Origin of the sequence: Roseobacter litoralis Och 149 (genome assembly GCF_000154785.2) — a bacterium.
GTDB classification, from domain to species: Bacteria; Pseudomonadota; Alphaproteobacteria; order Rhodobacterales; family Rhodobacteraceae; genus Roseobacter; species Roseobacter litoralis.
The window spans coordinates 1146467-1158817 of record NC_015730.1; the positions used below are offsets into that span (position 1 = coordinate 1146467).

A 12351-nucleotide genomic window follows, 5' to 3' on the forward strand; every position below is an offset into this window, starting at 1 on the left:
TCCAGGGGCCTTCCTGAAGCGGATTGGAAAGTATTGTTCGCGACACGGAAAAAAATGTGTGAGGCTCAAAATAGGAAGCGATGTTTGAAACGGTTGAGATTTGGGAATGTGGGTCGCGCGCCGGTGCGCATGTATAGAGACAAAAAAAGAGCCAACTTGTGAAGCAAGCCAAATACCAGAGCAAAATTACCACGTTTTCAACAGTATTTGCCATTTTGACGAGCGTTTCTGCGGACAGCTTGCTGGCAAACCCAGATATTGTCGACAGCGGTTTATCACCTGTTCAGTCGACCAAAGAAAACGCTGACTACGGTTTCAGGAACGGCTCGGCGCTGGTCGTTCCAATCCCATTTTCCAATCCGGCCATTGGTGCCGGCTTATCCTTGGGGGCAGGCTATCTCTTTCAGTTGTCACCGGACGCGGATACGTCGTTCGTCGGGCTTGGCATCATGGGGTCGGACAATGGCAGCCAAGCCCATGGGCTCGCGACCAATCTGTCATTTGGAAGTGGCTGGAGTTTGAACCTTGCTTTGGCGGAAGCGGACATAAAGTACGATTTGTTCTTTGGAAGCCTCAAGCTTCCTATCAAGCAAGATGGCGAGTTGTTTAATGGCGGACTTTCGTATGCCGTATCTAAGACCAACACGTTTGGAGTTAATCTGCGCTATCTGGACACGAGCATTGGACTGAACACGGATGGAACGAGCATTCCCGCCGAGCTTTTGCCAGACCTGCAGCTTGAACTCGGTAGCTTGGGCGTAAGCTATGAGTGGGATCTCAGGGATGACGGCGACTACCCGACAAACGGGTCCCGTCTGAGCGCTGCCGTTAACCGCGGGTTCTCTTTGTCGAGCGAGTCGCGGGCCTACAATTACGCCTCACTGAATCTGGATACGTATCATACTGTCGGCGAGGAAAAAGTCGTCGCCGGAAGGCTTTCAACTTGTGCCGCGTCATCTGACGCGCCTTTTTTCGACAAGTGCTCAATTGGCTTCACAGACGGTCTTCGGGGGTTCAACCCGACGCAATTCTACGACACGCGACTGGTATCGGCGCAAGCAGAATACCGTCAGCGGCTTGGCAAACGGTTTGGTTTTGTTGCTTTCGGCGGGATCGGCTGGACGGGTTCCGAATTCGGCTCGCTGACAGAAAACGGCGACCGCATCGCTGGTGGCGTTGGCCTTCGGTATCGGGTCTCTCAGAAATTCCCGGTGGATTTTTCAGTCGACGTTTCCACAAACAACGATTCCGAAGAGTTTCTTTACATATTCGTAGGTCAGCGTTTTTAACATTTGAAACAAGTGGTTACGCCTTAGCCTAAAGGAAAAGTGAATACTAAATGAGCCACCTTCGTCTTTCGATACTCCTTTCGATTTCCTTTCTGGTGATGGTCCTCGCACTGGGGGGATTAGCAGTTGCGCAAGACCAGGCTGCTTCTTCATTTTCACCGCCTGCGCCAACAAGCGTAACTACGACTGCAAGTGAACTTGAAAGCCTCACCGTGCCGATGACCGCTGATGATCTGTCAGAGCTGGCTGTAATATGGCAAAACCATGTAAAATCGGTTCTTGAAGACATCGCAGGTCTCAATCTGGAACTGGCGATAGCAGAAGGTGCGCGGGAGGAAGTTCTGCGCGATGAATTGGCAAAAACCTTCGGACTCCAAAGCATGGTGCAAGACAGTTACGGGGCCGTCCTTGACGCATGGCGCACAAAAGGCGCTTTGATCGAAGACATTCAAGTTCATGACACCTATCTCAACGCGCTCAGGCTGGAAGCGGTGCGCACGACCGATCTTCGTTCGCTTTTGCAACTGGCGGCAAGCTGGCTGGCATCTGCTGAAGGGGGCTTGGGATTCTTGCTGAAGGTCGCCGGATTTTTGGTCGCCCTATGGGGCATGTATTTTGTCGCGCGGGTTTTGCGCCGCGCCGTGAGCAGGGGCTTGTCACGGGTGCCGAACTTGTCACGACTGCTTCAGCGTTTCATCGTGAATGCCGTATATTGGGCGACATTTGTTTTGGGCGTTCTTGTGGTTTTGAGCGCCTTTGGTGTCAATGTGACACCCTTGTTTGCGATCTTTGGCGGGCTGTCGTTCATCTTGGGGTTCGCAATGCAGGACACGCTTGGCAATCTCGCCAGTGGGCTGATGATCATGATCATGAAGCCTTTCGATACGGGCGATTACATCGAGGTGGGCGGGGCATCTGGTTTCGTTGACGAAATGTCTGTTGTGTCCACGCAAATTCGTACCTTCGACAATCAGATCATTATCGTACCCAATTCAAAGATCTGGGGGGACGTGATCACGAACGTCAGCGTGTCGCCTGAGCGGCGCGTCGATCTGGTTTTTGGCGTCGGGTATTCAGATAGCGCGGAGCACGCCATTGAAGTGCTCAAAGGCCTTGTTGCAGCCCATGCTAAATGCCTCGAAAGCCCTGCTCCGGAGATCTTTGTTGGTCAACTGGGTGACAGTTCCGTCAATATCTATTGCCGCCCCTGGACCAAATCAGAAGACTACTGGACGGTCTATTGGGATTTGACGGGTCAGGCGAAAGAACGCTTTGATCAAGAAGGGATATCCATCCCGTTTCCACAACGCGACGTTCATCTTATTCAGGGCAAGAATGCTGGATCGATCGTGGCTACAACATGATTATTGGCGTTGTCATCGTGGTCACACAAAACGGGGTATCTGTGCGATGATCAAGTTGAAATCCCGCTCCGGTTTTGAGCATGCCATCCGGTTTGCCTTGCGTGTTTTGTCACTCGTTGTCTTGACGGCACTGCTCGCCGCGTCCTTGCATGCACAAGAGAACATCTCAGAACCTCGCGAACCCCAGACACAGGCGGATGAGACGTTTGCAGCCCCGGTTGTGGTTGATGGCGAGACCCTGTTCTTTGTGCGTGGTTTCAGTGCGTTACCTGCAAATGAACGCGCAGCAAGGATCTAACAGCGGGTTCTGGAGATCGCTGAATTGCCGGAATTTGTGCAGCTTGAGTATGAGATCCGTGAAGATGATCGCGGGCTTGCTATTTTAGCGAACGGGCGTCTTTTGACGGTCACAACCAATGCTGATGCCGAATGGGAGCAAATCAGCCTTGTACTTCTGGCAGAGCTTCACGCGGAGGCGATCAAACGATCTGTGGCTGGTTTTCGTTTTGGTCGTTCTGACGAGGCGCTGGTCGAGAGTGCATTGGTCGCGGTGGCATGGACCGTTGGATTTGCTTTGTTGACCTTTCTGTTTCTGAAAGGACGCACAAGGCTCATTCAGTGGATTCAACGGTTCACCATTAAACGCTTCACCCGATTTGAAGAGGCCACCAACGCGGTTGTAAAAGGACAGGCTGTTGCGCAGCTGGTTGGTTTTGGTGCCAATATGGGTCTGTGGATCGGGTATCTTTTCGTCTTTTACTATTATCTCACCTTCGTACTTTTGTCCTTTGTGCAGACCCGTCCATTCGCACAGTTACTGCTGACGTATGTATCCCAGCCGCTGATGGACGTGATATTCGGAGTTTTCAGCTATCTACCCAATCTGATCACATTGGTCATTATTCTGTTGGTCACCCGCTACCTGATAAAGGGCCTGCGCCTTTTCATGGAAAACATGGAAGCAGGTACAATAGAATGGAAGAACTTTGAACAGAGTTGGATAAAGCCGACGTTCAACATTCTGCGCGTATTGATCATCGCAATCGCCATTGTTTTCGCTTATCCACATATCCCCGGATCAGACAGTCGTGCATTTCAGGGCCTGACCATTCTTGCAGGTCTCATGGTTTCCATGGGGTCCAACACGGTCGTGAGCAACATGATGGCCGGGCTGTTCGTGATTTACCGCCGCAGCACCAATATCGGGGACCGCATCAAGGTGGGGGATCAGGTCGGCGATGTTGTGGAGATCAAGATGATGGAGACCCTCATCAAGTCAGTCAAAAATGAGATGGTGAGTATCCCCAATGCACAGCTTTTGAATTCCGAGGTCGTTAATTATACCCGAAAAATTGACGGGCGCGGATTGCTTGTTCATACCACTGTGGGCATCGGATATGAGGAGCCACAGGACAAAGTCGAAGCCATGCTCATCGAAGCGGCCAAGAGAACGCGTGACCTCAAGAAAACACCCAGCCCCTTTGTGCTTTGGGCGCAATTGGCTGACTACGCGATCAATTATCAGATCAATGCATTCACGACGCGCGGCTCAAGTATGCCCCGCATATTGTCAGATCTGCACCGCAACATTGTAGATGTGTTCCACGAAAACGGCGTTCAGATTATGACACCGTCCTATGAAGCCGATCCCGAAGCGCCGAAGATTCCCACCGAAGTCTGGACCGGAAAACTGGCAGTGCAAAAGTCGCCATAAGGTCTGATCTAGCCGCGCAAATGAAGAGAGAAGGAAATGCCTTGGCCTTAAATCTGATTGAACTGCTGACTGCGCCTGACGGTCAACCGTTCCTGGACTCTTCGGATGTTGAATTTCGTTCAAGTAACAATGATCTAATGGGAAAAATGGCTAGAATGTCAGAGCCAACGAGCTGCCGGCATATGGTGTTCATTGAGTTGCCTGCCGGCTTCCAGAGCACGACACGGGTTCCTGATTGTGACCAAATAGCTGTTGTGCTGAGCGGTAGGCTGCGCATTGTGGCAACAGAGGGAGCGGTAAGGAGCGTTCAAGCTGGCGAAGTCTTTCGTCTCCCGCGGGCCGAAACCTCAAGTCACACACTCGAGGTCGTTGGTCAGGAAACTGTGACCATCATGGTTGTGCAGGCATGAAGCCTTTATCGCCAGCGTTCGGGATGGAAACCCTGAAAGATTGGCATGTCCACGCAATCAGATGCTTAAAACTCCGATGCTCGCAAGGGAAGGCACATGTTGGAACCGGTAGGGGTACAGATCGCCCGTCATCAGAGCTTTTTGCGCAAAGAACCGTTTCAATTTTGACACTTCTGTCTGGCGTCATATATCTGAGCGCCTGCACTTACGTGCCCTTCGAAACGAACCGGCCAGCAGAAACCGCAGCGCCCCCCGCGCCATCAACAGTGAGCCGCATCGAAAGCACAATTGGCGCAGAGATCAATGGCGATCAGGTTTTGCTGGCGCCGCTGAACAATGGCAATGATGCCTTGGGTGCCCGCCTGAGGATGATTGAAGAAGCGCGGCATACGATCGATCTCAAGACATTCCTCATCAAACCTGACACGGCTGGCGCGCTGGTGTGGCTTGCGCTTTTTGACGCTGCCGAAAGGGGCGTCCGGATACGGGTGCTTTACGACGATGTATTCACCAATGCGCAGGACGAACAGATCGCAACGCTTGACGCGCATCCGAATGTCGATATCCGCACATACAATCCGCTTTCCAGAAACAGCACATTTGTCGGGAATTTCCTGCTTGATTTCAAACGGGTCAATCGGCGTATGCACAACAAGGCATTCATCGTTGATGGCACATTTGCCGTTGTTGGCGGTCGCAATATCGCGGACGAATACTATCAAATAGAGACTGAAAGCGAATTCGCCGACTTTGATTTGTTTATTGCGGGTCGGCCTGTTGAGCAACTCTCCGCATCCTTCGACCTTTTCTGGAACGATGAATGGGCAGTACCGGTCAATAGTTTTGCACAAGGTGATGCCGCAGCTTTGCGCGAGGCGCTGGCGGCTTTAAGGGCCGTCCCCGATGATCCGAGATCCAAGGTGTACAAGGGGGCGGTGAGCTCGCAATATCTTCGTGATCTCAGGGAAGGGCGGAAACCGTCCTATGTCGGGACCGCAACTGTGGTCACGGATGATCCCCAGAAATTGCGCCGCCCGCCAGGTCAGGGCCCGTTCACGGTTGGGAATTCTTTTTACAACACGCTTCTGTCCGCAAAACGCGAGGTTTTGATCATCACGCCCTATTTCGTGCCTGAGGATTACGGCGCCGAAGTGTTCGAACGCCTCGTCGCCAAAGGCGTGCGCGTGCGCATTGTGACAAATTCGCTGGCATCGACCAACCACGCTTACGTGCACGGAGGCTATGCAAAGTACCGCAACCGACTTTTGCGATCAGGTGTCGAGTTCATGGAAGTCCGTGCGGATGCACCGTTGATCGTCGAAGGCAGCACCACGCCATTGGTTCTTCATTCGAAATTGGCGATTATTGATGCGGGCAGGTTGTTTGTCAGTTCAACAAATATAGATCCCCGTTCCATCCGCCAGAACTCTGAAATCGCCATGATCATAGAAAGCCCCGCCTTGGCCTCGGACGTGTTGGCGCGGTTGAACGCAGAGGTTCAAGAATACGTATTTGACGTCGCAGCGGGTCCCGACGGTAACCCGGTCTGGCGGTATCAAGGTTCTGGCAAAAACGAAATTTACCGCAGTGAACCCAATGCGGGGTTCTTTCGAAAACTGCTGGCGACACTGACAGGGTGGCTGCCGGTGGAACAACAGCTTTGAAGGTTGGCAGCTTTACATATTTTGCAAGTAAAAAATTGAATTATATATAAAAAACCTTGGGGCAAGAGCATGGAATGCTTATCTGTTTCGCGGCTCGGACGCTCTGACAGACCGCAGCAAAAGGTCAACTTGAGACCCCCCACAGATCGCATCAGTTGAATGAACGGTTCGGTGAAAAGTGTTGCGCTGCCATATGAGACCTGCAGAAATTGCGATCCCTTTCAAAGTGATCATCGGCGACAACTGCAAGAGGCGCATTGTCCGGATATAGTTGAAAACTCCCCTCATCTGGTGATCCAAGCCCGGACCATTCGACTTTCTCAAACTACAGGCACAGTCGTTTCCGTGAAAGCGGCTTGTTTCGACATCTGTTCGAGACAGTCTTGCAGCGTTGCATGGATGAAGGTCTGGTTGGTGGCCACAGCTTTGGCGTTGAGTGCCAATCCAAACCGCGAAAACCCAATGGTGGCAAAAAACGGGTTCATCAGATACCGCGCCGCTAAACATGACTGCAACACAGGCCCTTTGAAGCCGCAATGCCGTCCGAAAGACCACGGGAGACGCCGCATCGCAGGTTGCGGCTGGATGACTGGTTTGGGCCGGGAGGTTCTTTGAAACAGTGCCGCAATTGGTTCCACTTGACGCCAGTATAGGTATGAAATAGTACGTCGCAGTACTGGGCGGGCGTTGTGTAGTGGTAAGACCTTAGCCTTCCAAGCTAATGACGCGGGTTCGATTCCCGCCGCCCGCTCCAGAAAATATTTTCCCGCAGATATCTTGGTTGTTTTCTCTTTTCCGTGGTCTTGAGAATGGTTTTCGAGACCTTTCGCGCAGTCACGTCGTGGGCGGTGAAACGCGCGGTAAATATGTCACCGCCTGAACCGGGTTTTTCGAAGCTTTGTGCTCATTTGGCTGCGTGGTTTTGTCCCCTATACTCATCGATGGCTTGACGAGGGATGCTGGGCCAGCCATCACAGAGTGCGACACCAAAAAGGACAAGGCATGACCCGGTCAACACCACCGGTTCCCGGCGCACCGGGACAGACAGAAGAGCGTGAGAAATCCAAGAAACTGGGGTCTCTTAAGGCGTTGCTGCCGTTTATGCGTCCTTATCGCAGTTTGTTGCTCGCGGCGGTCTCGGCCCTTGTGGTCACGGCTGTACTGTCCCTGACCTTGCCTCTTGCCGTTCGCCGGGTGGTTGATAATTTTTACACCAAGGACGCGCAAACGCTCGACCTCTATTTTGCCGCTGCCTTGGGGATCGCGGGGTTGCTGGCCATCGGCACAGGCCTGCGATACCTGCTTGTGACGCGGCTGGGTGAGCGCGTGGTCGCGGACATCAGAAAAGCCGTCTTTGATCGTGTGATCGGGATGAGCCCGGCCTTTTATGAAAAAGTAATGACCGGCGAAGTGCTGAGCCGGATCACCACGGACACGACATTGATCCTGTCCGTTATCAGCTCGTCCGTCTCCATCGCTCTGCGCAATTTGCTGATTTTCATCGGTGGACTGGCGTTGATGCTGTTCACTTCTGCGAAACTGACCGCGATGGTCTTGCTGATCGTGCCTGCGGTTGTTGTGCCGATCCTCGTGTTGGGGCGCAAGTTGCGGGTGTTGAGCCGTGAAAATCAGGACTGGATTGCTGCATCGTCGGGCAATGCCTCTGAAGGGTTGAGTGCAGTGCAAACGGTTCAGGCCTTTACCCATGAACGCGCCAGCCAGGCAAAGTTTTCCGAATTTACTGAGCTGTCTTACGATGCAGCACGGCGGCGCGTGAACACCCGTGCCATCATGACCGTTATCGTAATTTTCCTTGTGTTTTCAGGCATTGTTGGCGTGCTCTGGATCGGGGCGCGGGATGTGCGCGCGGGCGACATGACGCAGGGCGCGCTTGTGCAGTTTGTCATCTATGCGGTGATGGTTGCGGGCGGTGTTGCGGCGCTCTCTGAGATCTGGGGCGAGTTGCAGCGTGCTTCGGGTGCGACGGAGCGCTTGGTCGAATTGCTGCAAACCGAAGATGCGGTGGTTGACCCCACCAACCCGCGCAGCTTGCCGAGCCCGGTTGTCGGACAGCTGACATTTGACGATGTCACCTTTGCCTATCCCTCCCGACCGGGTACCAAGGCGCTGGAACATGTATCGCTGGCGATTGAACCGGGGGAAACGGTCGCTTTTGTGGGGCCGTCTGGGGCCGGTAAAACGACGATCATTCAGATGCTGCTGCGATTTTATGACCCCAGCTCCGGGCGCATTCTGCTTGACGGGGTTGATCTGGCCGAGTTGCGCCGTGATGATTTTCGTAAATACATTGCTGTGGTGCCGCAGGATCCGGTTATCTTTGCCACCTCGGCGCGGGAGAACATCAGGTTTGGGCGCCCCGATGCAAGTGATGCCGAAATCGAAGCGGCGGCACAGGCGGCAGCGGCGCATGATTTCATCGCAGCGCTGCCGGATGGGTATGATTCATACCTTGGCGAGCGGGGCGTGATGTTGTCAGGCGGGCAAAAGCAGCGCATCGCGATTGCGCGGGCCATCCTGCGGGATGCGCCGGTCCTGCTGCTGGATGAGGCGACAAGCGCGCTGGATGCCGAAAGCGAACGCGCGGTGCAATCTGCGGTGGACACCTTGAGCCAGGGACGCACCACGCTGATCGTGGCGCACAGGCTTGCCACGGTGAAAAAGGCAGATCGTATCGTCGTGCTGGATCAGGGCCGCGTGGTTGCCACCGGGCCGCATGATCAGCTTGTGTCTGAGGGGGGCCTCTATGCCCGTCTGGCCAAGCTGCAATTCACCGAAGGGATCGCCGCCGAATAAGTCGGAAGTGACCTTACGTTTTCGCCAGATCGCTTGCGCTGTGGCGCGGTTCCGCCCATTCTGCATATTGCATCGTAGCACGACGCAGCATGACATGTTTTGGGAGGAGCACGCATGGGCTTTGCCGGTTTTGAGGATCGCGACGCGATTGAAGCTGAAATGGCATGGGCGGAGCGGCGCCTGCCTGTCACGCTTTATCAGGCGCTGAGCGAAACGGCGGCAAAACATCCCGACCGCAACGCCATCAGTTATCAGATATTTTCCGGACCCAAAGATAAGGCGGAGACGCTGACGTGGTCCGTGCTCAAGGATCAGGTGACGCAGGCGGCAAACCTGTTCCGCGCGCTGGGTATCGGTGAGACGGATGTGGTGGCCTATATTCTGCCTAACGCGAATGAGACGGTTCTTGCCCTTCTTGGCGGCGCGGTGGCAGGCATTGCAAACCCCATCAATCCCTTGTTGGATGCTGAACAGATCGGATCGATCCTGCGTGAAACCAATGCGAAGGTCGTGGTCACCCTGCGGCCCTTTCCCAAGACGGATGTTGCGGATAAGGCCGCGCAGGCGGTTGCCTTGGCTCCTAATGTGCAAACCGTGCTCGAAGTCGATCTGCTGCGTTATCTCACGCCGCCGAAGTCCTGGATCGTGCCGCTGATCCGTCCCAAACGCGCGGTGCAAAATCAGGCGCAATACCTGAATTTCTCAGCGGAAATTGCGAAACAGCCCAAGACCCTCAGCTTTGCCGACAGCACTGAGGATCGCGTGGCCTGCTATTTTCATACCGGTGGTACGACTGGTATGCCCAAGGTGGCGCAGCACCGTTATTCCGGTCTGATCTACAACGGCTGGGTCGGGACGGAGCTGCTTTTTACCGAGCAGGACAACATCCTGTGCCCCTTGCCGCTGTTTCATGTTTTCGCCTGTCACGTGATCCTGATGGCAGCGGTCGTGTCGGGTGCGCATGTGGTGTTTCCGACCCCGCAGGGCTATCGCGGTGAGGGGGTGATGGACAATTTCTGGAAGCTGGTGGAACGCTGGAAGATCAGCTTTATCATCACGGTGCCGACGGCAATATCCGCCAAGATGCAGCGCCCGATTGATGCGGATGTGAGTAGCGTGAAGATCGCGTTCTCAGGCTCGGCCCCTCTGCCGCTCGAGCTTTTCAGGCGCTTCGAAGAGGCCACAGGCGTGAAACTGGTGGAGGGTTATGGGCTGACGGAGGCCACCTGCCTTGTGTCCTGCAACCCGGTGGATGGCGAAAAGAAAGTGGGCAGCATCGGTATTCCGTTTCCCTATTGCAGCGTCAAAATCCTCAAGACCACCGACGAGGGCCATGTGGAGGCCGGGGTCGATGAGGTCGGAGAGATTTGCGTCTCAAACCCCGGTGTGTTCGTCGGCAGCACCTATACTGAGGCGGAAAAGAACATTGATCTGTTTCATGGCGATCACCTGCGCACGGGCGACTTGGGACGCGTGGATGGCGATGGCTATCTGTGGATCACGGGGCGCGCCAAGGATCTGATCATCCGGGGCGGTCACAACATTGATCCCGCCGAGATTGAAGAGGCGCTGCTGCACCACGAGGCGGTCGCTTTTGCTGGGGCCATCGGGCAACCGGATGCCCATGCGGGTGAAGTGCCCTGTGCCTTTGTCGAACTGGTCGAGGGGGCAGAGGTCAGCGAAGGCGAATTGCTGGCGTTCTGCAAATCACACGTGCATGAGCGTGCCGCACAGCCCAAACATATGACGATCCTGCCGGAGTTGCCGAAAACGGCCGTGGGCAAGATTTTCAAACCTGATTTGCGTAAACATGCGGTGATGCGCATCTATAACCGTGCACTTGAAACGGCGGGCCTTTCCGCGCGCGTGGTGACGGTGGTGGATGACAAGAAGCGCGGTCTGGTGGCGCAGGTGGCGGCACATGGGGCGGCCGAAGATGAGGTCGCGGCAGTGCTTGGCCAGTTTGTCCGCCCGTGGGAATTCAGCACCACCGCCTGAGCCGCGTTCTGCCATAGAGGGTCGGCATCTACTGCGTCAAAGGTGCCAAGCTGCGGTTAGGTCAGAAAGACCGGCGCCTGCATTGTGGCAGCGATGGGCGCCCCCAGACGCGACAGGATCGTCGGCGCCAGTTGCAATTGGTCAATCACGGTACCCGGATCGGGGCCATCGGCCTCACCAAAGTAATAGAGCGCGGTTTCCTGTTGCAGCGGATCGCGCCCGCCGTGATGCCCGCGCGCGTCCTGCCCGTGATCTGCGGTGACGATCACCTCATAGCCCGCCGCGCGCCATTTGATGATATAGGGCGCGAGCATCTCGTCCATCTTGGCGCAGGCGTCGTCCATTTCCTGACAGTCGTGGAAAAACCGGTGCCCCATGCTGTCGAGCGTGCAGCTGTGATAGATCCCGTAGTTCAGATCGAACCGCGTGCACAGCCGGGTCAGCGTGGCAAAGAGATCGGCATCCGACGGGGTCATCTGGTTGGCCAGCCCATAGCCTTCCATCGTATGGAATCGGCCATGGTTGATGCTGCCGCTTTGCGGCTCGTCATATTCGATATCGCGGACCGGATCGAAGGGCGCGCGGTTGAAAAACGCTGACCAGAAGGAATGGGCGACAGCGCCGGTGACACCGCCCGCTGCGCGCACCTGAGAAAACACATCTGCCTGTTTGAGCCGGGAAACCGCGTGGTTACCGGTGCATTCATGCACCGCTGGGCTGACGCCTGTGTGAAGGGAGGCGTAACAGGGGGCCGAGATGGAAGGCAGCACCGAACGGTGTTTCCAGACCCGTGCGGCACCGCTGTCTACCCAGCCCTCAAGATTGCCAAAGAGCCTGCGGAAATTCCGATAGGGCACCCCGTCGATGATGATCAGAAGCAATTTGGCGTCCATATCAAACCCTCAGCCTGTCGCAACCGCATCTGAGGCCATTTGAGGGCGCAAGGCAACGCCGAAAGTGTCATGCCAAAAACCTGAATCACCCACCGAGTTGGGCGATATGTGATGTTTCTGGTGCGTCGTCAGACGCTACAAACGGTCCGGAATCGCGTTCATTTGCGCGAATGCGCGGGAAAGCCTGCCGCGCGACGGCTTTGGA

The 12351-nt window shown here is 55.0% G+C and carries 9 protein-coding genes and 1 tRNA gene; 8 read left to right on the forward strand and 2 right to left on the reverse strand.

Annotated features, from left to right (window positions below):
- Positions 1-158: 158 nt before the first annotated feature.
- The 5 genes from RLO149_RS05335 (at position 159) to RLO149_RS05360 (ending at position 6441) form a co-directional block, all read left to right on the forward strand.
- Positions 159-1289 carry a BamA/TamA family outer membrane protein gene (locus tag RLO149_RS05335; RefSeq protein WP_013961053.1) on the forward strand — a complete coding sequence of 377 codons (1131 nt, stop codon included), beginning with the start codon at positions 159-161 and terminating at the stop codon, positions 1287-1289.
- A gap of 50 nt (positions 1290-1339) precedes the next feature.
- On the forward strand, positions 1340-2653 hold the full coding sequence (locus RLO149_RS05340) for a mechanosensitive ion channel family protein (protein ID WP_148264311.1): 1314 nt from the start codon (positions 1340-1342) through the stop codon (positions 2651-2653).
- A 46-nt stretch (positions 2654-2699) separates the two neighbouring features.
- Entirely contained in the window at positions 2700-2951 is a 252-nt protein-coding gene (locus RLO149_RS24090; protein ID WP_013961055.1) for a hypothetical protein, read from the forward strand.
- A gap of 24 nt (positions 2952-2975) precedes the next feature.
- Entirely contained in the window at positions 2976-4367 is a 1392-nt protein-coding gene (locus RLO149_RS05350) for a mechanosensitive ion channel family protein (protein WP_013961056.1), read from the forward strand.
- Positions 4368-4941: 574 nt separating this feature from the next.
- Positions 4942-6441 (forward strand): phospholipase D family protein, encoded by a 1500-nt coding sequence (locus RLO149_RS05360; RefSeq protein ID WP_044025221.1) that lies wholly within the window; start codon positions 4942-4944, stop codon positions 6439-6441.
- A gap of 320 nt (positions 6442-6761) precedes the next feature.
- Here RLO149_RS05360 and RLO149_RS23760 read toward each other — a convergent pair whose 3' ends face one another.
- Positions 6762-6926, reverse strand: a complete 165-nt coding sequence (locus RLO149_RS23760; protein WP_158308139.1) for a hypothetical protein — start codon at positions 6924-6926, stop codon at positions 6762-6764.
- A 195-nt stretch (positions 6927-7121) separates the two neighbouring features.
- On the opposite strand from RLO149_RS23760, the gene RLO149_RS05370 reads away from it, so the two are divergent.
- From RLO149_RS05370 to RLO149_RS05380, 3 genes are all read left to right on the forward strand, one after another.
- A tRNA-Gly gene (locus RLO149_RS05370) sits at positions 7122-7195 on the forward strand.
- Between the two features lie 248 nt (positions 7196-7443).
- Positions 7444-9255, forward strand: coding sequence for an ABC transporter transmembrane domain-containing protein (locus RLO149_RS05375; RefSeq protein ID WP_013961059.1), 1812 nt, complete (start codon positions 7444-7446; stop codon positions 9253-9255).
- Positions 9256-9369: 114 nt separating this feature from the next.
- Positions 9370-11253, forward strand: coding sequence for an acyl-CoA synthetase (locus tag RLO149_RS05380; protein WP_013961060.1), 1884 nt, complete (start codon positions 9370-9372; stop codon positions 11251-11253).
- A gap of 56 nt (positions 11254-11309) precedes the next feature.
- Here the strand turns inward: RLO149_RS05380 and RLO149_RS05385 are convergent, their stop codons facing one another.
- Positions 11310-12146 carry an alkaline phosphatase family protein gene (locus RLO149_RS05385; protein WP_013961061.1) on the reverse strand — a complete coding sequence of 279 codons (837 nt, stop codon included), beginning with the start codon at positions 12144-12146 and terminating at the stop codon, positions 11310-11312.
- Between the last annotated feature and the right edge of the window lie 205 nt (positions 12147-12351).

Coding starts and splice junctions, on each gene's coding strand:
- RLO149_RS05380 (WP_013961060.1), top strand. CDS start 9,370: ATGGGCTTTGCCGGTTTTGAGGATCGCGACGCGATTGAAGCTGAAATG.
- RLO149_RS23760 (WP_158308139.1), bottom strand. CDS start 6,926: ATGAACCCGTTTTTTGCCACCATTGGGTTTTCGCGGTTTGGATTGGCA.
- RLO149_RS05340 (WP_148264311.1), top strand. CDS start 1,340: ATGAGCCACCTTCGTCTTTCGATACTCCTTTCGATTTCCTTTCTGGTG.
- RLO149_RS24090 (WP_013961055.1), top strand. CDS start 2,700: ATGATCAAGTTGAAATCCCGCTCCGGTTTTGAGCATGCCATCCGGTTT.
- RLO149_RS05375 (WP_013961059.1), top strand. CDS start 7,444: ATGACCCGGTCAACACCACCGGTTCCCGGCGCACCGGGACAGACAGAA.
- RLO149_RS05385 (WP_013961061.1), bottom strand. CDS start 12,146: ATGGACGCCAAATTGCTTCTGATCATCATCGACGGGGTGCCCTATCGG.